Here is a 24,603-nt window from a genome sequence, read left to right as displayed (position 1 = left end):
CTTCTTTTGAGGTATTTCCTGCGCCATTAACTAAAAGGAGTCTTTCCATGAAAAAGCTTATCGCCGCCGCACTTGTCTCTTTGACGGCTGTTGTTGCTTCTGCAGAAACACTGACAATCTACACGGACCGCCCTACCGCACGTGTTCAACCGATCGCGGATCAGTTTAAAGCACAAACAGGTGGAGATGTTGTGATCGTGGAAAAAGCTTACGCTGACGTTTTGGCGCAGCTCCAGGCTGAAGGCGAAGCAACTCCCGCAGACCTGATCTTCACGAAGGATCTTGTTTTCCTTTCTGACCTGACTCAAAAAGGTTTGTTGCAGCCATTGGCTTCTGCATCCTTGAAATCTCGTGTTGCTCCGGCAATGAAAGATCTGAACGACAACTGGATTGGCATCACTTACCGCGCCCGCACTTTGGTGTATGCACCAGACCGTGTAAATCCGTCTGAGATCTCTGAATACGCAGACCTTGCCGATCCTAAATGGGCTGGCCGTGTGTGCATGAGAACTTCCAAAGGTACTTACAACGTGGCATTGATCGCAAGCCTTGTTCACCACAAAGGTGCTACCGCGGCGAAAGACATCATGGCTGGCATCCTGGACAACCTGGCAGTTGACGTTTATCCGAACGACACAGCGATGATGACAGCGATGGCTAACGGTGTGTGCGATATCGGTATTGCCAACACTTACTACCTGGCGGGCATGTTGGATCAGAATCCAAACTTCCCAATCAAACCATTGTTCGCAAACCAAAACTCCACAGGTGCTCACGTTAACGGCTCCGGTGTTGGTATCGTAAAGTATTCTAAGAAAGCGGCTTTGGCTGAACAGTTTATCTCTTTGATGCTGCAAGAAGATAATCAACTTTGGTTGTCTGGCAGCCACTTGGAATACCCAGCAGCTTTGGGTGTGACTCCAAACACTGTCATCAAAGACTGGGGCACTTTCAAAATTGACCCAACAAACTGGACTGTGCTTGGCGAATCTGTTCCGGCAGCAAAAGAAATCATCAAGGAACTTGACTACAAATAATCATGAACAAGTTTGTTTCCACACTTTTTGTTATTTCCCTCTTCGGCCTGTCTTCACAGGCCGAAGACGTTTCTGAGGTCTCCACTTCAATGTCCGAATTGGGCGCTGTGAAGGTCATTGGCAGTTCTGAAGAGGAGCTGACTCAGCCCAATTCCGCCCACTTTTTCGGCAAAGAAAAACTGGAGCAGCAACAACAGACCGACGTGACCCGCGTACTAAAACAAATTCCCGGCGTTTACGTGCAGGAAGAAGATGGTTTCGGTCTTCGCCCGAACATCGGGTTGCGTGGAACGCATCCTCACCGCAGCCGTAAAGTTGTTATTCTTGAAGACGGCATTCTGATCGGACCCGCGCCCTATTCAGCTCCGGCGGCTTATTATACTCCTTTCATGAGTAAGATTGAGTCCCTGGAGGTCTTTAAAGGGGTCGCCTCTGTTCCTTATGGCCCTAATTCCATCGGGGGCGCGATCAACTACATCACGCGCAGCCTTCCCACGCAAAACCGCGCAGAAGTGGAAGTGGCTGGTGGCAGTTACAACACGCAAAAATATCGAGGCAATCTGGGCTATGTCTGGGACCGCGGTGCCATCATGTTTGAAGGCACACACCTGAAGACAGACGGTTTCAAGAAACTTGATACGGGTCGCAATACCGGCTTTGATAAGAATGACATTCTGATCAAAGGTGAATACAGACTGCCCGGAGACCGCCAGCAGTCCCTTTCTTGGAAGCTTGGTTATGCCGACGAAGCCTCTGACGAAACCTATCTGGGGCTGACCCTGGATGATTTTGCCAGCTCGCCGTTCCGTCGTTATGCCGCTTCTGAAAATGATTTGATGAAGTTCGAACACGAGCAAATGCAGTTGACCTATAAAACCCAAATGACTTCCACTTGGGGCCTGTGGTCCACCGCTTATCGCAACAACTTCCACCGTGACTGGAATCGTTTTAACAACTTCCGTGACACGACCATCGATGTGAACAAAGTTCTGCGTGATCCGACAACGGGTTCTAATCAGCTGTACTATGACGTCATCACAGGCCAAGCGGATTCCTCCAGTGTAGGTGCTGGTGCGGATATCGTGATGGCGAACAACGATCGCTATTTCTACAGCCAAGGTCTGCAATTGGGGTCTTTCTCGGCTCATCAGGCTGGGGAATTCCTGCACCAGGTAAGTCTGGGACTTCGTCTGCATGAAGATCAGATTCGCCGCAATCACACCGAGAACATTTTCTCGATGACCAACGGACGCCTGGTGCGCACCGCCGATGCGGAAAAGAACACCAACAAGATCCAGGACACAACTCAAGCAGTCACTGTCACCGCTTCGGACGAGATTCTGTGGAACTCTTGGAAGTTCACAGCCGCCGGCCGCTTTGAAAGTCTGAACTATGAATCCTACAACGGTCTGACCGGTGTCACCACCGACGGCAGTCAAAGTGTCTTTGTTCCGGGCGTGGGAACGCTGTATCAGTTTAATGAAAACTGGTCCTGGCTTGCCGGGGTCAATCGCGGCATGAGCGCCGTAGGACCTGGCCAGACACAAAGCAATAAGGCGGAAGAAAGTGTGAACTACGAAACGGGCGTGCGTTATTCCAATGCCGATCGCGAGTTCTTTGCTGAAGCCATCGCCTTCCGCGCCGACTACAAGAACATCAAAGACACCTGTTCGTTCTCTTCCGGCTGCACTGGCAATTCATTGGATCAGGAATTCGATGGCGGCAAAGCCTTGATTCAGGGTCTTGAGGCGCGCTTTGCTAAAGGCTTTCAATATAAGAACGTATATATGCCAGTCAGTTTGAATGTGACTGTGACCAAAGCAGAGTTTGCCTCGGACTCTCAGTCTTCCAATCCTGAATGGGGTGTGGGGGACATTCAATCCGGTGATCCATTGCCTTACGTACCGCAAGCCCAGTACAGCCTGAGCTTCGGAACTCAGTACCGCAAGTACACTCAGGAAGTGATCCTGTCCTGGACCGGAAAAATGTACGACCAGACTGTTGAAACTGATCGCTCTGAAATCCCTGCTTACGGGGTCGTGGACTGGACAGCGAAGTATCAATACAACAAACAGGGTAACTTCTATGCCCGTGTTGATAATATCTTCGACAATGACTATCTGGTTTCTTTGCGCCCGTTTGGTGCGCGACCAGGCAAAGCCAGAAGCCTTCTGGTGGGAATCAAACACGTATTCTAAACATGACCATCCACCCGTCGAGGACCCGAAGGGCTGCTTGCAGCACGTCGCTTCGGACAGTCCTCGCGGACGCCCCTCCCCTTGGGAGGGTGCTGCTGTGGAACTTGCGTCGTGCTGCAAGCAGCCCTTCGGGCCCTCGCCGGACGGCGTTCGGTTTCTTTAAGGCTATTTAATTACTTTTTGGGGAAGGCGCGTGGGTTGGACGCTTTTTTGGCAATAGAGCCAGGAATGGGTCTTTGTAGTGGTGCCATAGGGATGTGCGGAAGCGTTCGTTGAGGCCGACTTTGAGTTTTCCTACTTGTTTTGAAAAGATCAGTGTTCCGAAGAGGGCGTCCCAGATTGACAGGCTGACTCCGAAGTTTTTGTCGTAGTGGGCCTCGTCTTTAGAGTGATGCACTTGGTGCTGGATCGGGCTGATCAGAAGTCTTTCCAGGGGGCCGAAGCTTAACGGGATGTGGCTGTGTCTGAGGTTGGCGCCGACTAGGTTAAACAGGAAGCCGAAACCGTTGATTCCCAGTAACGTCCAGATTGAGAAGCTCGAGCCAAACAGGAAGATGAAAACTCCGATGGAGGTTCCCAGGCTTAGACTGTTACGGAAGATGGCTAAGATCGATTCAACCGGATGCGCGCGGTACAGGGTGATTGGCGTCAAGACGCGGGCACTGTGATGGAGTTTGTGGAACTGCCACAAAAACGGAATCTTGTGCATCAACCAGTGGTGGAAGAACCTGAGGAAATCGTCCCAGACGAAGACCCCCAAGGTGAATGCCAGCAAATATCCATTGTTCACCTGAATATTTAAAACATCCCCTTCGCTGAAGCGCACCAGGAAGCGAATCACCACCTGCGAGATCACAAAACTGCACTCAAACAGCGGCACCAGCAGAAAGCTCTTGAACAGAGCATTCAGGAAATAGATCAAATAGTCCTGCTTGGTCGAATGATTCCACCAGTACTTTTTGCGCAGAACCCAGCGGCGCAAAAGAGGCCAAAGCGGAGTCTTTTGCTGGCGCCCCAGAATGAACAGAACCACCAGAATCAGACCCAGGCTGGACAGAATATTGACGTGATAAAGCCTTGATGTGGGCTCATCAAACTGAAAGAGTAATTTTTGCAGCCTTGTCCAATTCTCGGGCATTTCCAGCATGGATTCTTTGTAGCATAAAACGCTGCTGAAGAACACTCGCAAGTCCCGATCCTCATTGGGTTTTCAATTATACAGGGGTCCCTATGAAAACTTGTCATTTCGGGGGTTTTTCAGGCACAAAGAGCCTTTGAAAAGTGAGGAATTCATGATGGCAAAATCTATGATTTTGAAGGTTTCTTTAGGGGCCGCGGCCTGCCTGCTAATGGCATCCTGCTCGGACTTCTTTGACACTGACAAACCCACCACTTCCCGTGGCACTCTACCGGGCAACAACTCTAACAAGCCCCAGGACGGGTCCTTACCTGGTGAGTTCCAAAAACCTAACGACGGTCCTTTCACAGAAGAAAAAATGCTGATTAATATCGGCGTGAATGTTCTTTCCCGTTCAGCTGATAACTTCGCTGCCACAATTCCAGTTCTGAAAAACTCTTTGCGCCAGTACTGTGAAGCTTTGTCCAGTGGTTCTTCCGCGCGCCGAGAAGAAACCCAGGCTCAGTTGGACTGGGAACGCGCCATGCTGGCATTCCACGAGCTGGAAGCCGCCCCATTTGGCCCCTTGATGGATGATGGCCGCTTTCTGAACGATTACATCTATTCCTGGCCTTACCTGAACACCTGTGACATCGACAAAAAGGCTTATGAAAACTCCAACTCATCCATCAGCAGCGATCGCCTGTTGTTCAACGTGCGTGGTCTGAGCGCGATTGAGTATCTTTTGTTTGAAAAGTCCTTGAAGAGCACCTGCAACCTGCGTGCAAACCCAGCGATGAAGGAATGGAATGAACGTCCAGTCTCCCAGAAAAAGCTGGACCGCTGCCTGTGGGCCCAGGAACTGGTGAAGGATGTCGAAGCCAAATCCGCCACTTTGAAATCCCGCTGGTCTGTTGCTGAAGGCAACTTCACCAAAGCGTTGATTGATGGTTCCCGCTACAAAAGTATCAAAGAATCCATCAACGGCTTGACCGATGCTCTGGCCCATATCGAAAAACTCAAAGACGCCAAACTGGGTGCACCCATGGGACGCCACAAAGACTGCGGCGAAGACAAATGCGCTCGCACGGTGGAGCACCTGTACTCAGGACTTTCTTTGGGATCTGCCGAAGCTCAATTGAGAGGCTTCCGTGCGATCTTCACCGGCAGCTTCAGTAACCAACCCGCTTATGGTTTGGATGATCTTCTGGAAAGATCCGGCCGTAGTGACGTGGCTGCCAAGGTTGTATCAGCCCTGGACAAGGCCATTGCCTCTCTTCAAGCGGCTCAGGACAAAGGTTCCCTGTTTGACCAAATCGAAGCCGTGGACCCCGCTCTGTGCAAAGCCACTACAATGACTGACCGTAAAGAGGAAATCTGCGCGGTTCACGCGGATGTCCGCGAAGTGGCCTTCCTGCTAAAAACAGAAGTGCTGGCGGCTTTGGCATTGCGTGCACCGCCGTCTCATCAGGGCGACAACGACTAGCTCCCGGCCCGAACTTCCTGCAAGGGGTCCTTTTCGTGGACCCCTTTTACAGTCTGTCCAACAGCGGACAGCTCCACTGTGTGTGGATACTTGCCAAAACTTCGGATTTCACAAGTTTTGCGTTCCCCGCTTCCTGACGAAATGACATTTCTGCCAACCCCAGCTTCCGGGCCCAACCGGTATAATAATCCATTCTGCTGGGATGAAAAGGCGCCACCGCATTGATCAATGACGGTGGCGATGGCACTTGTGCCACCGCCATGATGATCTTTATCAGATCTTCACGATGAATCAGATTCACCGGAGCAAGCCCGTCGGCCAGCATTTTGCGACCGGCAAGATGATAGACCGGATGCCTTGCTCCACCAATCAAGCCTCCCGGCCGAATGACGATGACTTGATCTTTAAACTTTGCCACAAGCCCCTGCTCGACCTGGCGCAACCATATCTGGGAATCATTCAGAGGCTGCGGCAAGGTGCTCTCGACCACCTCACCCCCCTGGCCACCGTAAACAGAGGTGGAACTGATGAAGATAATCCGTTGTCCTTTTTGAATTGGAATCTTATCGATATAGTCCTCGGGGGACAGGCAAGGAAGTGGTGGCGTGTTCAAGAAAAGAACATCACAGAAATCCCCCGGGAAGCGATCCTTGCCCCAATCAAATTCACCTCGGTGAGTTCCCCAAAAAGGCTGCTCGGCCTGTTCCAGTTCCTGCGCCAAAGCGGATCCCAGCCAGCCCAATCCAATGATTCCCCAAGTCTGTTTTTTTTCCATAACAAAGGCTTACTTTGATTCAAAGTCAGTTTCAAACAAGAAAAACCACCCCTCAAAATCAGAGGTTGGTCAAAAGGGTTCAAGCGCAAGGCGGACAAGGGCCCTCGCAGCGCAGGCGTGCGCCAAGCACGTCGGAGCGAGAAGGCCCTTTTCACCAACCGACCTATTTTAGGCAAGAGTAATAAACTTCGTAGTTACCTTGAGGCAGCATCTGGTCGAACACCAGGTTAAGACCTTCCATTTTTCTTGTTCCATCATACACCTGCCCGTCTTTCAGGACCAGGATCGAGCGCATGGCATCGACCACGGGCGCACAGGACAACGTGATGGACTTCAATGTTTTGCGTACACCTTCTGCGATCCCCTGCACTTGCGCAGCATAGTCTGTCGCACAGACGTCACCAATCACACCGCCAGTAAGTTTGGAAATCTGCTCATAGCGGAAGCCGGCAGAATAACCTTCACCCTTCAGACATGCCTGGTCCCCAGGACGTGCAATGATGGAATGGAAGCTCATGGCCTTCTGGGAGCCAAAGCTGTCCTGCACGAACTTCACAAAGTTGGCTGGATCATTCTTAGCTCCATTGGCGGATTCGTCTTCATCTGAAATAACCACCACAGCCAGCTGCGAGTCATTGCGGATAAAGTTGGCATTGCCACCGGTGGCGCTCAGGGATCTTTCTATCGCTCGATAGGCGGCATAGATGCCCTGTTCACTTCCGCTGCCTGTTTCACTTCTTTGCAGAGTGTTGCTCAAAGTGTTTCTGGCATCTGTGTCATTCATGGAAGATGTCAGAATGTACTGACCCGGCTTGTTGGCAAGTTGCACCAGACGACCGTCACCCAAAGTCTTATGAACCGGATCTGTGGTCGTCACAGCAATCTGCCAATCAAGACCCTTCACCACATCCAGGAAGTTGCGTACACGCGACGCCATGCTTTTTTGTTCATATTCCATCGAACCGGAGTTATCGACCACGAACAAAATATCCACTTTCTGATACTCGTTCACACGCACATTGTTCACCATCTGTTTGTACATGGACGACACTTTAAAGCTGACTGATTTTTCTGAAGCATTCCCCAGCTTGTCTTTGGCGGCCACCTTCAATGTATAGTCGCCACCGGCCATTTTCGGGAACGTGATCTTGTTCGTTCCCGCAGCACAGGACTTCGTGGTCGTGCCGAACGAGCATGTCACACTCGCCACCCCGGCTGGCACGTCAGAAACGGTGAAGACAATCTCCACATCCAACCCCTCTTCCACCGGAGCAGATGGATACTTGGCAAAAATGATTTCCGGACCTGCCTGGTCAATATAAATGCTTCGGGTATAACAAGAACTGGTTCTGCCGTCATGGTCGCGGAACTGCGCACTGACTGGAACATTCTGATTGATCTTAGAGCTGTTCAGAACGCCGGAATCCACATAGTCCACCCAGGTTCCTTTGGCGCAGGTATCACCTTCAGAAACTTTCACATAAGCTGCAACAAACGGAGAGTAGAAATCCAGAGTCAACTTGGCGGACCCTGTCAACGTAGCACCTTTGTTTATTTCAAGCCCTTCAGTCACCGGCACAGGAGGAGTCGTTGGAGTGGAACCACCCCCGGCGCTGCCCTCGTCGGTATTGCCGCCAGAGTTGCCGCCACCATCTTCCGGATCTGTAACAACACTGAAGTCTCCGTTATTGAGGTCTTGTTTGACCTCGGAGCCACCACCGTTATCAAGACACCCTGTCAATGCGATCATCGCCACCAAGATGCCCATCAGTCCTAGATTTTTCATAAGATCCTCTCCCTGCTCTATGTGATCCTGAATTCATTGTGACGGCATCTTTTGGGGCTTTTCAAACGAATCTCATTTTGAAATTTTTGTGACCAAACCCTTTACACACTCAAAAACATTGCTGTCTAAAGATTTCTCACTCCCCTCTGAATTGGACCTTCGAAGAGAATACATGACATGTCCAAAGATCAGTGGCACAAAGAATTCATGGCAGATCTGATTTTTCAGGATTGGGGTCTCATCGACTATGAAGAGGCTCTAAAAAAACAAAATGAGCTGGTGGAAAAGGTCCATAACAACGACCTTCCCGGCTATCTTGTTTTCTGCTCTCACCCACCGGTTGTGACCGTGGGCAGAGCCACCAAGCCTGATGATGTTTTCGCGTGGGAGGGCCGCATCGTTGAAGTCACACGCGGAGGCCGCGCCACTTATCACGGCCCCAGCCAATTGGTTGTGTATCCAATTTTGAATCTGACAATGAATCGTAAGGGACGCCAGGAACGCGACATTTCCGCCTACCTGCGCGTTTTGGAAGAAGCGATTGTTGACGTGGTCAGAAGCTATGGTCTAACAGGCGTGGAAAGCCGTTCGTCGGCAAAACATGTCCAGGCTCCGGGTGAAGCCGACGAAACCGGCGTGTGGGCTCAGGGGAAAAAATTGGCGTCCGTCGGTGTGGGCGTGCGCAAATGGGTGAGCCTTCATGGCGCCGCCATCAACATCACTCACGACCCCAAAGCCTTCCAGGGACTTCACCCCTGCGGCTTCAGTTCAGACACCATGATCAGCCTGGAAGAGCTGCTGAAACAATCCGTTCAACTGCCAGAGTTGAAGGAAAAACTAAAAAGACGTCTTCTCGACGTCCTTTAAAAAATCCTCACACCTTAAATCCGTAAAAAAGATTCCAATGCAAGGCGGAGCGAACAGACCCTCCGACAAGAATAGCAGGAAGCTATTCTTGTGCGTCAGCGCGAGGCACAACGCAGTCAGGTGGGCCTTTTTAGCGTTTTTTACTTAGAGGTAAGTTTGTGATCGATGGACCAGCGACCAGCACCGTGAATTACGAAGAACAAGCTGGCGAACAGATACAAAAGCGACATTTCCTTTTTAATAAACGGATCGGCCGCGTGGACCCCAAAAGCTGCAACGGCCATCGTGAACACCACAAACGCTGCTGCAGGACGAGTCAGAAGACCCAACGCCAACAAGATTCCACCGACAAACTCAGCTAGGCCCGCACACCAAGCGAAAAACTCTGGCATAGGGAACCCCAGAGAAGCGACCCCACTCACCAGCATCTCTGGCGGGGGCAACTTACCCAAACCGTGAGAGAACGCCATCGCCAGACCGATGAACACACGTAAAATCGTCAGTGCCATATCGTCATACTTGGTGTTGAAATTTCTTGAAGACATGATTTTTTTAAATAGAGATGTCATGAGGAAAACCTTTCTTTCGATGTTTAACTAATGATGCATTGGCGATCCCAAAAAAGAACCAGGAACCTTTTTACTTCAAATCAGGGGCAGAGGCGCGGAATTTTCTCAGAATCGGCATAATCAGATTTTTCTTAGTCATGCCACCTTCCAAAACCGCTTCAAACAAATCCACCAAATGCTGCGTGGAGTTCGTCGAAATGTCTCCGTCGTAAAAGGCCATGGACCAACCCTCAAAAAGGCGGTCGGCACTTTCTGTTTCAATCATCACGCGGATAGAGTAATTGCGATCATCTTCACGGATTCTGTTTAATATATCCCGAACGTCTTTTTCTGCGCCTTCCAGAAGCTGCAAAAAGAATCCATCCCGAAAAATCAGCAGGCCGGTAATGCCCAGGGCGGTGTTGTTCCGCCGGGACACATCGAGGATCTCACGGATGTCCGTGTAACTAAGATCCTCGGCTGCCTTGCTGTAGTAGACAAGATGGAAAACGGAACTCATATGCCTGCAGGACCAGTGGATGACATCATGATAACAGCATCACCCTTCACCACAACATCGCCATTCAGCTTCGCGACGTTGGTTTCAACAGTGGCGATGCCTTTTTCTTTTCGAAGACCTGTGATTTTGATGGTGATCACAATCGTATCATCAACAAAAACAGGATTTACGAATTTCATGTTTTGCGCCAGATAAATGCCACCCTGACCGATGCCATCAACAAGCGCTCTGGAAATCAGAGCGCCGACGATCATACCGTGTGCGATACGACGACCAAAACGTGTCTTTGATGCATATTCATCGTTCAAATGAATAGGATTGTGGTCTCCGGATAGCTCCGCAAATTGCTGGATCATTTTGTCCGTCACTTGCACAGTTACCTTTGCTTCGAATCCTACATCAATCACTTCAGCCATGAAAAAACTCCTAAAAAACTACAAGATATTAGCTGCCAGTTCAGCCAGCTCAGATCTTTCACCTTTCGTCAGAGTCACATGGGCAGCAATTGGATGCCCTTTGAATCTTTCGACCGCGTAAGTCAAACCACTGTTCGCGGAATCCACGTAAGGATTGTCGATCTGATAAACGTCACCCGTGAGGACAACCTTCGTCCCACGACCGGCACGCGTAACAATTGTCTTGATCTCGTGCGGAGTCAAGTTTTGTGCTTCGTCGACGATCAGGTATTGCTTCGGAATGCTGCGACCGCGAATGTAAGTCAGCGGCTCAATGTTCAACATCCCTTGATTGATCAATTCCTGTGCACGGCCCGCAGCTTTTTTGTCCGCACCCATCAAGAACTCAACGTTATCAAAGATAGGTTGCATCCAAGGATTCAATTTCTGCTCGATGTCACCCGGAAGGTAACCGATATCGCGACCCATCGGGAAGATCGGACGAGAAACCAACAATCTTTGGAACTGACCTTGATCCAAAGTTTTATGAAGACCCGCCGCGATTGCCATCAAGGTTTTACCTGTACCGGCTTTACCCACCAGCGATACGAACATAATTTCATCATTCAACAAACAGTCTAATGCGAAGGCTTGCTCGACATTTCGTGCATGAATACCCCAGATCGAATCGGCCGCCTGCATCAAAGGCACAATCGCTTTTTCAGCCAGGCTGTAACGACCAATCGCCGAGTGATTCGGATTCGCCGTGTCCTTCATGATCACGTACTGATTACCGTAAAGTTTCACATCCGTGACGAAACGTTTTTCTTTGTAGAAAGCATCAATCTGGTCAGGTGACACCATGATTTCTTGATAACCTTCATACAGATCATCACGGTTGATGTCGTTGGCATCGTAGTCATTGGCGATGACTCCATAAACGTCAGCCTTGATACGAAGATTGATGTCCTTGGTGATCAGCTCCACCTTATAGCGCGGATGCTGCTTCTGCAAAGCCAACGCCGTATTCAGAATACGGTTGTCCGCTTTTTGGTGATCCAGTTCTGATGGCATACCTGCCAACATCAGATCCGTGTTGATGTAGACCATCGTTTCTGAATTGTCGATCTGAACACCACTGGCCAAGGAACCCTTGGAGCGCAAAACGTCGATAAAGCGGCTGAACTGACGGGCATTGCGTCCGTTCTCACCCTGATCTCTTTTGAACTTGTCCACTTCCTCGATAACAGAGATAGGGATATGAACATCTGCCTCTCCAAATCTCAAGATTGCCTGAGAATCGAAAAGGATTACGTTCGTATCGACCACGATTTTTCTGCGTTTTGCTTTACTCAATGGACACCCTCCGTAGTTATAGTCCATGTGATCTGCCGCTTGAGAGCTGCAGATACTCCACAGCTAAATTGCAACAAATCGCAGGACCAAAGTCCACGTAAAAAGCATCACTAAGCAGACAGGTCAAAATCACCGTCTGAAAAATAAAAAAGCGAGGGGACTGTGATCCCCTCGCCAGTTATCAAAATTTTTAGGAAATATGAGATACGAGCACGTCGCCCGTGTCGGTTTTCAGACTTGCACTGACGTTTTCAATGAACTTCACAAAATGATGAAGTGCAACATCATTCATCGTGCCCTTTACAAAGCCCGCACCATGACGAACAACGCCTTCGTCTTCAATCGCACGGCTGTTGGACACAACAATCGTGAATGGGAAGTACGTTGAATGATTCAGGTACACGCGCATTGCCACTTCATCCCCTGGCGCAAAACCACCATCGGCCAACTCCAGGTCAAAGGCCATCCCGTTTTCTGAGATGTCATACAAAGCGGCCTTCAAAAGACCCCTTTCAGGCAATACGACAAAAGCTCCTACAAATTCAGTTAAAATGGTTCTTTTTACATCACGGCGATCGCGGCTCAGAATCTCTTGACGAGCCTCCGTAATGTCGAGCACCTCCGCACGAGCCTCAATTCCCTTTTTTTCTGAAGAATTTTGAGATCTTAGGCGTGGTGTGATATCCAGAATTTTCCCCATTTGTCCCCCTGTGACCTAATTCTTATCGGCAGGATGTGTTTCAACTTTAGCCGTCTTGCCCTTAGGTCTAGTTTCGGCTTAAAATGAGACACATGGCGGTTGTCAGGGCGATTCTATGCAGTTTTATGTTCCATTTGCTGGTTATCATCGGCCTGATCTGGCTTGCGCCCAAACTGCAAATGCCCGAACCCGAAGTGATCGAAGTCACTCTTTCCCCAGAACAGGAAATCCTGCAGGCGCTCAAACCCAAAGATCGCAGCGTGGTTCGTCAGGCTTTGGTTCCCGAAAAGGTGAAACTTCCCGAAGACGACACGCTGGCGCGATTTCTCTCTGAAAAAAATCAGCGCGTGAAAGAAGAAACTCAAGCTGCGAAAACCGGGATGACTCAAAACCGCAGCAACCGTGACAGCAGCGTTCCACAACAAGACCCCAACAAAGCTCCTCAAGTGGCCGAACAAAAACGCGAGCAGCTCAAGACTGAAGAAACCGACAAAGATGGCTATCGCAATGTGGATATCAGCAAAGAACTGGCTGAAATGAAGCGCTTCAATGATGGTTATTCCTCCGTCGGTGAATCTCTTCCCACGGACGTCAAGGTGGGCTCGTTCACGGCCCTGAACACGGACCGCTATTTGTTCTACACATTCTATGCACGCGTGGAAGAGCTGATTCGCTTCCGTTGGGAGACCCGGGTCCAGCAGGCCATCGACAGTTTCGATCGCATTGATCGTATCAACGCTGGCAACCGCAACTGGGTGACTCAGGCCGAGTTCATTCTGGATAAAAATGGAAACCTAAGATCGGCTTTGATCATGAAAAGTTCAGGCATTAAAAACTTTGATATGGCCGCGATCAATGCCTTTAAAGAGGCCCGCATCTTCCCCAATCCCCCGCAAGAGATGGTCAAAGAAGATGGCTTTATTCATCTGGTGTTTTCATTCACAGTGCGCTACAGCCCCCCAGCTCTGGTGAACCGCAACTAAGGCTTGTCGGTCATTCCCACCCTGCCGACCATCGGAAGCTTCAAGGCCGGACGCCAGAAGTCGACACCGAAATTCAGACCCAGCAAATTAATCTCCACGCCTTCATGCAGCCCCACGGTCAACCCCAGCATTCCCAGCAGTGAAAACTGCACGCCAGTTCCGGACTCACTCCAACCCACGACATCAGCATCGTTGATCCAGTCCTTGCCGATGGCGTTGGGAGGAAGCTCCACCGTCAACTCGGGAACATTGCGAATGATATGTGAAATGAAAGTGTTGCTGTTCGGACCCGGATAAGCCCGGTAGGTGTTTTTATAAACATAGTTCCGCGCCAGTTCGTCAATCTTGGGAATGGCCGCCTCGGCCCTTTCGCCACGCAGATCCTCGATAAGTTCGGGCTTGGCTCCAAACCAGTGACGGTCCGGGATGTCGTTTTCGATTCTGACGGACTCCAGCCCCCGCTTCACGCGCCAGCCGATCACGTGATAGGTGGTGTATTGGGAAGCGTCTTTGGCTTTGGTTGCAATCCAGGAGTGAACGGAAAAGTACCCGCGCCAGCTGAAGGTGCGTGCCGCATAGACCTGCACCACGGCCTGCTTTTCTTCCTGAGGGGTCGGCGCCAGATGAGCGCTTTCACGCGTGGCGGTTCGCCAATCCTGAGCAAAAACTTGAGAACCCCAAACGAACAAAGAAAGAAAAAGTCCGAACATTTTCATCGTCACATTATGGACGATTTTCCCTTCCTTGCGGAAAAAAAATGCTGAGCCCGCCTCAGCACATCAGGACTTCTTGGGAATAAAACGCAAAGACGCCGAATTGATACAATAGCGCAAACCTGTCGGGCCGGGGCCATCGTCAAACACATGCCCCAAATGCGAATTGGAATCCCTGGAGCGCACTTCAATCCGGGTCATACCATGGGAATGATCCACAATTTCCTGCACAGCCGCCTTGTCAATAGGGCGTGTGAAGCTGGGCCACCCCGTTCCGGAATCAAACTTGTCCTGACTTGAAAAAAGGGGCGTGCCAGAAATCGCATCGACATAAACCCCTTCCTCATGATGATTCCAATAAGCATTTTGAAAAGGTCTTTCCGTGCCGTTTTGGACCATGATTTGAAATTGCTCAGGGGTCAGTAGTTTTCGCAGTTCCGCCTCATCCGAGGGCAATCCGCATTTTAAAGTCTTTCCATCCATACTTTGGTTTTACCCGGTCCAGCAGCTTTAGTCCAGAGTGTGAATGAGGACATGTCGTTCGCCATTCAACCTTGCTAAGATCTAAGGATATGAAGAAGTTTTTATCTCTGACCACTCTGGCCGTTTTACTGTCAACTTCCCTGCCCGCACACGCCCTGTTTACTGAACTCGGGCTTTCCTACGGAAGAAAAACCACCACGTTCGACCAAGACAACTCCTTCGACTCTGAGTCCATCACCGGCTCGCTTTCTCTTTACTTCCTAGAGCGAATGGCGCTGGAGCTCAGCTACACCGATGCCAAAGGTGTGCGCGAAGAAAAAGCCAGTGCAAGTGATGCTCGTCGTACCACGACTCAAAAATCACAAATCCTGGGGGCCGACTTGATTCTGACCTTTGCCGACCGTAAAGCGCTTTTCCAGCCCTACATCAAAGGCGGCGGAGCCCAGATCAGTCGATTCCAACAAATCAAGATCGAAGGGCAGGACACCTATACCATTGAACCTGAAAGCGTCACTGTGCCCAGCTACGGAGCCGGTTTGAAAATTCAAGTGACCGAGTCACTGGGAATCAAGTTGAGCTATGATGTCTGGAAAACGCCCATCGGTGGCGGCCTGCAAACGGATGACAGCTCCGTGCGTGCGGGTGTGACTTGGGCTCTGTAAAACAGCTCCTTCCTGTGACTCTGCTGGCAATGGCCCTGCTCAATAGTGGCTGCCAGATGGGCTATCTGATGAAGTCAGGGTACGGCCAGATGAAACTTCTTGGCAGTCGCGTTCCTCTGAACGAAGCACTGGAAGATCCGAACCTGGACGAAGCAAAGAAAAGAAAATTGCGTCTGGCCGAGGAAGCCCGCGTGTTTGCCGAGCGGGAGCTGCATCTGGCCACCTCTAAGAATTACACCGCTTATGTCGAACTCGGGCGCCCCTACGTCACCTACGTCGTCAGTGCCGCTCCGAAGTGGGAACTGAAGCACTATCAGTGGTCGTATCCCTTTATGGGGAAAATGCCCTACAAGGGTTTCTTCAATGAAGCCGATGCTGTGGAAGAGGAAAGATCCCTGCAGCAAGAAGGGCTGGACACCTACATGCGCGGTGTTTCTGCCTATAGCACCCTGGGATGGTTCAACGACCCTATTCTGAGTTCGATGCTTCGCTATGACGACTATGATCTGGTCAACACCATCATTCATGAAACCGTGCACGCCACTTTGTACATCAAACATGCTGCGGACTTCAACGAACGCCTGGCGACTTTTCTGGGTAACAAGGGGGCCGAACTGTTCTATCTGAAAAAAGAAGGAGCTGACTCAAAAACCCTGAAGCAGATACAGCTGGAAAATGAAGACAATAAACTGTTTTCCACCTTCATTTCCTCTGAGCTAAAACTACTGGAACAATGGTACAAAGAACTTCCACCCGACGAGCGAAAAGAAGAAAAACGCAGCGAACGCATTCGTGAAATCCAAAAGAAATTTGCCGCAGAAGTCATTCCGCAACTGAAGACCGACAACTACAAAAAATTCGGCGAGGCCCGCCTCAACAACGCCCGCCTTCTGGTTTATAAGACCTACCTTCAGGATCTCAGTGACTTTGAATCTCTCTACAACCTGGTAGGACAAGACTACTCAAAATTCATTGAAAGTTGCCGCAGCCTTGAAAAAACTCAAGATCCAGCCTCCGCCCTCAAGGCTATCCTTGCAAAAATGCAACAATAGAGACCATTTTCCGTGTCTAAAAATGGTCAAACATTCACATTCTCCTGTGAAAATTTAAACAAATAAAAGTTTCTAAAACGACGTAGCCCATTCGGGCTACTCCATGCGGTAAAAAATTCTTTACACTCGCCAAGTTTACAGTGGCGAAACGTGAGGATTAGGACTAAAACCCAACCACTTTTTAAAAACCTGTCAGGAATCAAAGGTACGTGCACGGCACCTGACGGATCACAAAAAAATCGGAGAGCAATATGAAATTGAAGTTCCTTGCTGCAGGCCTTGTCGCCTTGGCAATGTCCCTGAACGTTCACGCAGATGAATTCGACGGTGGCAGCCCAGATTACGATCCTCGTCCCAACCCACACTACTCTGAAGCCGAGATTCAACGAAAGATCGAAAACGAAATGGCCGTTGCTTGCCGAGGCAACCTTTGCTCTATCGTGGGCACCGATGGTCACGGCGAAGGTTGGACTGTCAGCTTCCAGGTTGGCTACGGTAACAACCCAAACTCCGGCGGCAACAACTTCTACATCGGTGATGGCAAAGGCTCTCAACAGCAGGATGGCTCCGATTACTACGCGGGCATCACTGTGACTTACAAGAACTACTCCTGTAACTCCACCCTGCGTGTGACTCCATCCGTTTATCGCTTCGTGAACACCTACATGTACAACATGGTGAACTCTGACGGCTCTACAAAACGCAATTTCTCTCCGGCTGATCAGACTGTGATCCTGTTCTACACAACGATGTTGAACAAAGTCGATAACTGCAAAGCACTAAACTAATTGCTCACTGACTGAGGACTCATGAAGATCACTGCAAAGATCTCAATTCTAATTTCCGGATTTATTCTGGCAGGATTCGTCCCTGGAATGGCGCTGGCACAGGTGCCAGCGCACCAGACGACACTTCTGAGTCCTCTGAATTTCACCAACAGAGCGCAATGTGCCTTGGATGCTGACAAACCGACTTCGTCAGTTTTGGTGATGATCGATGGTTACAACGCTGGGAAACTGGCTAACTCCGTCGCAAAACTTCAGGGCTTTGCCCCGGAAGAGTACAGTAACAAGGCCATGAAAGAATTCCGTCTTTCTGTGGCTTACATGACCCTGAATATCATGAACAAAATGATTCGTGGCCATTTGCCGGTTTTGCCAACGAATCTGAAAACGGCCCAGCTTCCCAAGTATGTGGGCGCCTCCCAACGATGTGAAAAAGCCGGCAACAACTGCAGCGATATGAACGACTATCTGGCGGGCATCTGGGCCCGAGCTGGCAAACGTGCGGACCTGACCGCTTATGATCGCTTCACTCAGGACAACTTCCCTCTGCATGCCTCCAAGGACCGCCTGGGCTGCTACTACATTAAAAAATTCTCGGCCCTGCAAGGGCATCTTCACAACTCAGAGGTCAACAAAGCCAATTTGCAGGATATCGCCTTGGCGTATCTTAACGAGGCGGACTATCTGACGGGCTGCTTTGATTCTGACGACAAACTGCCGAATCGTTTTGTGACTTTGCAAATCGACTGGGAAACCAACAAAAACTCTCTTGAAATTCAGGGATTCGATTTCTGGAACAGTCTGAAGATCTACCTGTCCTGGGCATGGCGCAACACCAATGAAGTGGAAATGCTAAGCCCTTCCTTTGGTCGTTTGTTCCGTTCTATCGCGCTGGAAGAATCCATCATGTTCTCTCCAAACGGCTGCAAGAGCATGACCAAGCCTTCCTGTGACAGCGAATATCTTTCCGTCAACAGTGTTCGTGAACTGGCCAAACTCAGTGACTCCGTGACTCCGGAACAATTCGACAATGTCCCGGTGGGCACCGAGCTGGAGCTTCTTGAAAAAGGAGTTCGTGGCGTCAACAACGACTTCCTGGGCACGCAGTCTCATGACACAGCTCAGGGCTGGCTTTCAAACTTCCGCAAGAACCTGATTCAGTCTCGTGCGCTGATCAAAACCAAATACCAGGCGGCCACCATGCATCTGAATCTGTTGCAGGATCAGTTGGGCGTGGACCTCTTGACCCATGGATTAAACAAAGAACTGGCCTCCAACGCTTCATCGGAAAATCTGATGAACGAGCTTTATTATCTGTGCACGGAAGTGCGCCTGGCCGGTGATAACTCTTTGGATTTCCTGAAATCCAATATCGACCGTATTGCTGAACTTAAAAACATGACTCAGATGCAGTATTCCGAAAGAAGACCCATCAAAGAGCACATTGATTTCTTCAACAAGCTTGCCGCTCCGATTCTGGCGACCTGCAATCAGCTTGAAAAACAAAATTTCTGGAATAAACCCGGCTACACCGTCAGCAAAAACGGTTTTTCCGCCTGGGCCAAAGAAATGCTGCAAATCGGTCCAGATCCCGAGGCCGCTCCGTTTGTGCCAGCCACATTCTCTGGAAAGCCAACTCTTTCCTGGAGCAGTCAGACTGTCGGCGGCGCTCAAGCCCTCTGCAGCAGCTCCATTGACTGCGCCCGTTTGGCCGTGAAAAGCGTTGTCGATCTTTATGCGGTTTCCGTCTATGCGGATGCGTTGATCCCACTGGCTGGTAAATCCTCAGATCCCAATCTGTTCAACCCGTATGCGGAACTGACGACTTGCAAAATGTATGATCCGTGGTTCCAAACCCAGCGCATGAACAAGGTCTTCATGATCGATCTTGCCAACACAGCCCTTTTCGGCTGGAACATCCTTCCCATCTATCTGGATGTGAATTTCACCGCACCCAAAGTGGTGTCGTTCAATCAATTGATGAAGAATGGGGTTCTGAAGTTTGATCCTCGCCTTGAAAAATCCAAAGCACAAACTTCGCTGGTTGCTGATTTCGGTCCTTTGCTGGGAGCCCCTTGTGCGGTGTCCTTGAACACCAACGGGATCAAGCACTATAACTTCTATTCATTCACAGGTCTGACCGTGAACTACTGCGATTCCAAACAAAAAAGCGAAGTCATCTCGTTGAAAGCAACAGACTTCGCCAACGGGGCCAGCACCGAGCGTTCTTTCTGCGGAGGCTGCACCTTGAATTTCACTGCGGTGGCAGCGGCCTCTACGGCGAGCTGGAGTGGTGGCGTGAACCCTGCCAAGTTCATCGTTTATCTGTTCCGCACCTTCCAGAAGTACTTCAAGGCAAAAAAAGACAAGGTCAACATTCCGCGTGGATGGACAGTGAACCCGGCTTATGCCGCCGAGGTTTACAAAAAGTATGGCGAGATCCCTACTCACTGCGTGGACATGCTGGGAAAAGGTCTCAACTGCTTCGCGGACACGTGTGCCGCCAAAGCCGCGCAATACTTTGAGCAGACCTATAATGCCAAGGTTCACAGCGCCTACATCCACAATGACGGGGACTATCAAGGTTTGAGCACAGACACTGTCCTAAGAACCAATCTTTGCGAAGGTGATATTTCTATCACCGCATACTGCAACGAAAACCGTCTTGAGAAGTTCCGGGTCACAAGTGTTTACGGCTGGAGCAAAAGCTGCCGCAGAGCTTTGGGGAAATAGACTATGAAGCATTTTTTGACCGCCCTTATTCTGCTAGGAACCATAAACGCCCAGGCTTGGACTATTGAATCCAAAGTTCAAGTCGGCCCCAAAGGGGAGTTCATCGACACCGTGACTTTGTTCTGCCGGGCTGATGAAAGCCTGTGTGAAACCGTCTGCAGTGACAAAAACGCCTGCCACAAAGAACAGGAGCTTTGCTTCAACTGCCTGGGCACAGCCAACCCGGTTTTGCGCACAGTCTTCACTGAGGTGGACCGTCTTTATCGCAACACCCTTCAGGCTGTTCCGGTGCAGGATACGGCCAAAGTTTTTAAAAGCAGTCACGTCTTTATTGCGGCTCGAAGCATTTATAACTTCTATTCGGCTATCGACAGCGTTGAAGTACAGACTCGTTTCCAGAATCTGTGCCCCAACCCTTCCGCGCAGCCGTTGCTGGTTCTGGAAAAGAACCTCAACAATGAGCCGACTCGTATCAAGTACGTCATCTGTGACGGTACGGGTCCTTATAATCAGGAAATGCAGGTGCTGGAATACTCACCCCGAGTCGAATCTAGTGCCCAAGAAATTAAGTTAAACAAACCTTAAAAACAGAACGTTAGATCAACAAGGAGAAAACAATGACTAACATTATGAAATTCGCAGCAGTAGCTATGCTATTGATCTCTGCACAAAGCGCGAACGCAATTTCTTTGCGTTTCAAATTCAAAACTTTCAGCTCTGGTCCAAGCATCTATGCTTGTAACGCGGGTATCCGTGCAGCAGCTCAAACTGGCAAAGTTTGCTACAACCAAACAACAGGTGCTTCCTGTACTCCAACTGCGTGTGACACAGCCAAAGAAATCTGTGACACTCAGTGCGTGTGCTCTGGCACAAACGGCGGCGACACTTTGATGAACTACATGAAAGTTAGCTATGCTCCTTGGACAGATCACCCTTCTGCTGGTTCCGCTGGTCAAGCTTTCACTAACACTGTAACTAGATCTTCTGAAGACGGTGGTGCATGGAACGCCTTGTTCAACGGCAGCAACGGTGAAAACGAAGCCTATGGCAACCGCATCGGTGACCTTTCTTTCAACTTGGGTTCTGAGCTTTATATTGCTGAGTACTTCGTTGATATCTGCTACCGTGGACCACAGATCGAGTACAATGCTGACAATGTTGTTGCTAACTTCAACATCATCGCTCAGGTTTCTGCAACTGACTTCCTGAACTCTGCAGTTGGTCACGCACAAGACGGCACTGGCGCAGTAGGTACTCCTGGTTTGGAGCAAGCTACCGCTGAAGCTTTGAAATACACTAAGCTTTCCGGTCTTCAAGTTAAAGCTCACGTAGTTTGTGACCAACAAGGTTTGGGCAGCTTGCAAAATGCGGCTAACAACCAAGGTTACTATGACACTACTATCAACGAAGCGACATTCCAGTTCAACGCTTCCAAAGCAACTGAGAAACTTGCTGGTGACTTGTTCGCAACTGCAACACCTGCTTCTTCCTCTTCCTTTGGGACAACTGATTTTGGCAGCAGCGCTTTGAACCTGAACTTCTCCGGACTTCAGTCTGTTGGTGGAAACAACGGTCAATGGTTGAACGTAAACAACACAAAAACTCCACGTTTCTGCAAAGTTAGATACGTATTCACAGAGACTAACGGTCGCCAGACTTTGAACTCTGCAAATGCATTGAAATTCAACTTGAGAAAATGGCAGCGTCACGGCGCTGAGCTTTGCACTCACACAACTATTGAAGAAGTTCACTAGTCTCTGACACCGGATAGCTCCAAGAGGATGTTATGAAATCAAATGTTTTTAAAATATTTATCTTCGCGACTCTTCTTGGGGTTCTGGTCTCTGCATCGTCGGCCTTTGCGGTCTGCAAAATGCAGAATCTCGGTGCCTTGAACATCTTTTTGAATTCCGAAACAGGTGCCGTTGGACGATTCTCCAACGGTGCCAAGACTTCCCAAGTTCCCTCTCTTGTTGAACACTGTGCTGCTACTGACGGTCCTTTCCTGATGTTGGCAGTCGGCATTGTTTCACCTCAGGTGGATGCCAACTTTTCCGATTTGGTGTTTGACGGTAAAATGGAAGCACCCCGCTGCTCCTTTAAATACTCTCCGTTCCAGCTTAAGGAACCGATTTATCCCACAGCCAGTCTGGTGGCACGACAGCATCAGATCCTGAAATCATGCACCTATCTTTCGGTTGCTGATCTCGAAGGCCGCGCTTTAAATTTCAAAGTTGATCAAAAAGCCTGCAAAGTCACCAATGACAACCGCGGCTACATTCGCATGGAAGGCGACTATTGCTTCCTAAGACTAAGACCCTTCAACCGAGTTTCCATCAGTGTGGCTCTGAAGGATGAATGTCGAAGTCCTGAGTTCCTCAAAACTCATGGCATCAATCCCCAGGACATACCCTTTGCACTTAACTCTTATCTTTCCGGGGACGACTCCGGTCTGAGCCCTGATTTGACGGCCCTGGGTACACGCCAAGGACGTCTTTATATTCAACCCTCTGAGCAACTTATGGCGTTGACCGAAGACAATGGTGAAGAGAATCCACGTTTCCCAACCGACTTCATGGTTGACACACACATGGGCAACATCAGCATCACGGGGCAAAACAACACCTACACTATCATCACATCTTTGGCGGCTTCAAACCTTGGCCAGAACAGCTGCAAGCAAGGCAACTGCTCGACCCCAAATAACTTCATGGCTCCGGTTGCGGCAGAGATGGAACTGTATCGCATTGCAACCAACGGCAAAAAAGAACTTGTCGATTCATGGTGGTATGCTGACTTTATCTTCCCACAATGGCAGGGCCTATTAAAAACGGTCCCTCATAATCTGCAAGAAACTCACATCGAAGCCGGTGACGAATACGAATTAGTCACTCTGTTCGTTGACCCCCTTGACGACTTTACCATGGCAACTCAAGACTTCTTCCAGTTCCTGATCAATATCCAGGGAACGCTGGGAACTGCGGGCATCGACCCTATCAGTTCTTTGCCGGGTTTCACGAGCAGTCGCGGCTTAAGACCGGTTGCAGGTTTGCCCTCTTTGAGTTCAGGCGATGCCAATCAAATCGTAGAGCAGGCTATTCAGTCCCTGCGCATGTTTGGCGACAACAACCAATGGCCGTCTTATTACAAAAAAGTCTGCAATCCGTCCAAGTCATCCTGTGCTGATGCCGGGAAAACTAAATTCTACTCCAAGCTAACAACGCGCTTTAAGGTTCTGGAGGCAGACGCGTCATCTGGGGCCCTGAAACTGGGTCAGTATACTTACAAACGTGAATCTCCAGTGCTGGGCAACTATACACAATCTTTCCAACAAGACCCTGCTGTAAACTGTGAGGCCCCAAAATGATTCGTCTTTTTACTGCTATACTCTTGACCTTGGGAGTAAGCCTGCAGGCCTTTTCCAAGGTGAATATCAAAAATAAAAAAGACGAACCCCTTCCAAATGGAACATATTCGGAAGATATTTACTTGTGCAATCTGGGAATTTCTCACCCACGGCAACCGGCTCAGAATTCCGAGGCCTGCGAAAACCCCCTTTGCCAGTCAGAAGTCATCACCAACCCGATGGCGGGAAGTGACTCCCTGACCTTCGAACTTTCTGATCGTCACAACAATCCGATCGATAAAGATGTACTGGTGTCTTCGTCGGAGCCTCAAGTTTATTCCCCTCCACAAACCCAGTGGTTTAACAACATTACCGAGCTGACTGTGAACTTGGCCAGTGAGCACTATGGAGCCACCTACCACCTTGATTTCTGCTATCTGGGGCCGGTGTATGAAACGCCTTCCAAAAATGGAATTTGCGACAAGGGACTTAAAAAAAGCAATGGCAATTGCTATGGCCAGTTCAAGAATCCTGACCATGCCAACGACCCTGAAAGTGTCGACAATGAAAACCCTGGAAATGGAAACGGCCCCGGGGGCAATGGCAATGGCAATGGCAATGGCAATGGCAATGGCAATGGCAATGGTGGTTCCAATCCGTTGGAAGACTTGTCAATTGGTAAATACAGCATCCAAACTCTTTTGGGGGCAACGAACCGCAAATACATTCAGAATTCGGGCCTGCAAGTTCGCTCTTACTATGTTTGTGAATACCGCAGCAACGGCGGGCCGCGTGAGTTGAACGAAGTGTCCGCTCCGGGCCTGATGTTGGGTAATTCCAGCGCGCCTTTCATGAACTTCCCTTCTCTGCAAGTGACATTCTATCGTCTGCTTTTGAATTCAAACCCGATGAATGTGCCTCGTTTCTGCCTGATTCGTTTCGAATTCCAGGAAACCAGCCAGGCCCCCCGCAAGAACACAGAAGATCAGGTTGAATTCACCGTCGGCACCGACATCATCAAAGAGGCCACGGAATCCTCCTGGCCCGGATTGAACTAACAC

Annotated in this window: 22 protein-coding genes and 1 pseudogene; 13 read left to right on the top strand and 10 right to left on the bottom strand. The window is 49.8% G+C overall.

Features of this window, described 5'->3' with window-relative positions; all coding sequences use genetic code 11:
- The first annotated feature begins 47 nt into the window (after positions 1-47).
- Both ACZ5ZZ_RS03295 and ACZ5ZZ_RS03290 read left to right on the top strand, forming a co-directional pair.
- Positions 48-1,037: an extracellular solute-binding protein gene (locus tag ACZ5ZZ_RS03295; protein WP_464141231.1), complete on the top strand. Its 990-nt coding sequence runs from the start codon at positions 48-50 to the stop codon at positions 1,035-1,037.
- A 2-nt stretch (positions 1,038-1,039) separates the two neighbouring features.
- The gene (locus ACZ5ZZ_RS03290) at positions 1,040-3,235 is read left to right on the top strand and encodes a TonB-dependent receptor family protein (protein ID WP_464141229.1); all 2,196 of its coding nucleotides are present in this window, start codon (positions 1,040-1,042) and stop codon (positions 3,233-3,235) included.
- A 169-nt stretch (positions 3,236-3,404) separates the two neighbouring features.
- Here ACZ5ZZ_RS03290 and ACZ5ZZ_RS03285 read toward each other — a convergent pair whose 3' ends face one another.
- Positions 3,405-4,418 carry a sterol desaturase family protein gene (locus ACZ5ZZ_RS03285; RefSeq protein WP_464141227.1) on the bottom strand — a complete coding sequence of 338 codons (1,014 nt, stop codon included), beginning with the start codon at positions 4,416-4,418 and terminating at the stop codon, positions 3,405-3,407.
- 109 nt (positions 4,419-4,527) lie between these two features.
- On the opposite strand from ACZ5ZZ_RS03285, the gene ACZ5ZZ_RS03280 reads away from it, so the two are divergent.
- Positions 4,528-5,838, top strand: coding sequence for an imelysin family protein (locus tag ACZ5ZZ_RS03280; protein WP_464141225.1), 1,311 nt, complete (start codon positions 4,528-4,530; stop codon positions 5,836-5,838).
- 46 nt (positions 5,839-5,884) lie between these two features.
- Here the strand turns inward: ACZ5ZZ_RS03280 and ACZ5ZZ_RS03275 are convergent, their stop codons facing one another.
- Both ACZ5ZZ_RS03275 and ACZ5ZZ_RS03270 read right to left on the bottom strand, forming a co-directional pair.
- The gene (locus ACZ5ZZ_RS03275) at positions 5,885-6,613 is read right to left on the bottom strand and encodes a Rossmann-fold NAD(P)-binding domain-containing protein (protein ID WP_464141223.1); all 729 of its coding nucleotides are present in this window, start codon (positions 6,611-6,613) and stop codon (positions 5,885-5,887) included.
- Positions 6,614-6,776: 163 nt separating this feature from the next.
- Positions 6,777-8,399 (bottom strand): hypothetical protein, encoded by a 1,623-nt coding sequence (locus tag ACZ5ZZ_RS03270; RefSeq protein ID WP_464141221.1) that lies wholly within the window; start codon positions 8,397-8,399, stop codon positions 6,777-6,779.
- A gap of 177 nt (positions 8,400-8,576) precedes the next feature.
- Between ACZ5ZZ_RS03270 and lipB the strand changes: the two genes are divergently transcribed.
- Positions 8,577-9,266 (top strand): lipoyl(octanoyl) transferase LipB, encoded by a 690-nt coding sequence (lipB, locus tag ACZ5ZZ_RS03265; RefSeq protein ID WP_464133394.1) that lies wholly within the window; start codon positions 8,577-8,579, stop codon positions 9,264-9,266.
- A 140-nt stretch (positions 9,267-9,406) separates the two neighbouring features.
- Here the strand turns inward: lipB and ACZ5ZZ_RS03260 are convergent, their stop codons facing one another.
- The 5 genes from ACZ5ZZ_RS03260 to ACZ5ZZ_RS03240 all read right to left on the bottom strand — a co-directional run bounded on the left by ACZ5ZZ_RS03260 (position 9,407) and on the right by ACZ5ZZ_RS03240 (position 12,785).
- Positions 9,407-9,811, bottom strand: a complete 405-nt coding sequence (locus ACZ5ZZ_RS03260; RefSeq protein ID WP_464133392.1) for a DoxX family protein — start codon at positions 9,809-9,811, stop codon at positions 9,407-9,409.
- Positions 9,812-9,905: 94 nt separating this feature from the next.
- Positions 9,906-10,334, bottom strand: a complete 429-nt coding sequence (locus ACZ5ZZ_RS03255) for a BLUF domain-containing protein (protein ID WP_464133390.1) — start codon at positions 10,332-10,334, stop codon at positions 9,906-9,908.
- The gene (locus ACZ5ZZ_RS03250) at positions 10,331-10,750 is read right to left on the bottom strand and encodes a MaoC family dehydratase (RefSeq protein ID WP_374034937.1); all 420 of its coding nucleotides are present in this window, start codon (positions 10,748-10,750) and stop codon (positions 10,331-10,333) included. Before ACZ5ZZ_RS03250 ends, ACZ5ZZ_RS03255 begins: the two co-directional genes overlap by 4 nt.
- A gap of 18 nt (positions 10,751-10,768) precedes the next feature.
- Positions 10,769-12,112: a PhoH family protein gene (locus ACZ5ZZ_RS03245; RefSeq protein WP_464133387.1), complete on the bottom strand. Its 1,344-nt coding sequence runs from the start codon at positions 12,110-12,112 to the stop codon at positions 10,769-10,771.
- A gap of 163 nt (positions 12,113-12,275) precedes the next feature.
- Positions 12,276-12,785: a PilZ domain-containing protein gene (locus ACZ5ZZ_RS03240; RefSeq protein WP_464120168.1), complete on the bottom strand. Its 510-nt coding sequence runs from the start codon at positions 12,783-12,785 to the stop codon at positions 12,276-12,278.
- Between the two features lie 92 nt (positions 12,786-12,877).
- On the opposite strand from ACZ5ZZ_RS03240, the gene ACZ5ZZ_RS03235 reads away from it, so the two are divergent.
- A complete protein-coding gene (locus tag ACZ5ZZ_RS03235; RefSeq protein WP_464133386.1) occupies positions 12,878-13,768 on the top strand; it encodes a TonB family protein in 891 nt (296 codons plus the stop codon).
- Here ACZ5ZZ_RS03235 and ACZ5ZZ_RS03230 read toward each other — a convergent pair.
- Together ACZ5ZZ_RS03230 and msrB are read right to left on the bottom strand one after the other, a co-directional pair.
- The gene (locus ACZ5ZZ_RS03230; RefSeq protein ID WP_464133383.1) at positions 13,765-14,484 is read right to left on the bottom strand and encodes a DUF3750 domain-containing protein; all 720 of its coding nucleotides are present in this window, start codon (positions 14,482-14,484) and stop codon (positions 13,765-13,767) included. The two genes, ACZ5ZZ_RS03235 and ACZ5ZZ_RS03230, sit on opposite strands and share 4 nt — an antisense overlap.
- A gap of 63 nt (positions 14,485-14,547) precedes the next feature.
- A pseudogene (msrB, locus tag ACZ5ZZ_RS03225) lies at positions 14,548-14,934 on the bottom strand (peptide-methionine (R)-S-oxide reductase MsrB); the annotation flags it as partial.
- 119 nt (positions 14,935-15,053) lie between these two features.
- On the opposite strand from msrB, the gene ACZ5ZZ_RS03220 reads away from it, so the two are divergent.
- From ACZ5ZZ_RS03220 to ACZ5ZZ_RS03185, 8 genes are all read left to right on the top strand, one after another.
- Positions 15,054-15,626, top strand: coding sequence for an outer membrane beta-barrel protein (locus ACZ5ZZ_RS03220; RefSeq protein ID WP_464120164.1), 573 nt, complete (start codon positions 15,054-15,056; stop codon positions 15,624-15,626).
- Positions 15,614-16,678: an aminopeptidase gene (locus tag ACZ5ZZ_RS03215; protein ID WP_464141219.1), complete on the top strand. Its 1,065-nt coding sequence runs from the start codon at positions 15,614-15,616 to the stop codon at positions 16,676-16,678. The genes ACZ5ZZ_RS03220 and ACZ5ZZ_RS03215 overlap by 13 nt, the downstream gene beginning before the upstream one ends.
- A 251-nt stretch (positions 16,679-16,929) precedes the next feature.
- A complete protein-coding gene (locus ACZ5ZZ_RS03210) occupies positions 16,930-17,466 on the top strand; it encodes a protease (RefSeq protein WP_464120162.1) in 537 nt (178 codons plus the stop codon).
- A 21-nt stretch (positions 17,467-17,487) separates the two neighbouring features.
- Positions 17,488-20,196 carry a hypothetical protein gene (locus ACZ5ZZ_RS03205; RefSeq protein ID WP_464141217.1) on the top strand — a complete coding sequence of 903 codons (2,709 nt, stop codon included), beginning with the start codon at positions 17,488-17,490 and terminating at the stop codon, positions 20,194-20,196.
- Positions 20,197-20,199: 3 nt separating this feature from the next.
- Positions 20,200-20,781, top strand: a complete 582-nt coding sequence (locus ACZ5ZZ_RS03200; RefSeq protein WP_464141215.1) for a cation-transporting ATPase — start codon at positions 20,200-20,202, stop codon at positions 20,779-20,781.
- Between the two features lie 32 nt (positions 20,782-20,813).
- Positions 20,814-21,950, top strand: coding sequence for a protease (locus tag ACZ5ZZ_RS03195; RefSeq protein ID WP_464120159.1), 1,137 nt, complete (start codon positions 20,814-20,816; stop codon positions 21,948-21,950).
- Between the two features lie 32 nt (positions 21,951-21,982).
- Positions 21,983-23,563 carry a hypothetical protein gene (locus tag ACZ5ZZ_RS03190; RefSeq protein WP_464141213.1) on the top strand — a complete coding sequence of 527 codons (1,581 nt, stop codon included), beginning with the start codon at positions 21,983-21,985 and terminating at the stop codon, positions 23,561-23,563.
- Positions 23,564-23,592: 29 nt separating this feature from the next.
- The gene (locus tag ACZ5ZZ_RS03185) at positions 23,593-24,600 is read left to right on the top strand and encodes a hypothetical protein (protein ID WP_464141211.1); all 1,008 of its coding nucleotides are present in this window, start codon (positions 23,593-23,595) and stop codon (positions 24,598-24,600) included.
- Positions 24,601-24,603 lie beyond the last annotated feature (3 nt).

Source organism: Bdellovibrio sp. HM001 (genome assembly GCF_055397275.1).
Note: the sequence above shows the minus strand (reverse complement) of the source record. Positions and strands in the feature narration are given on the sequence as shown.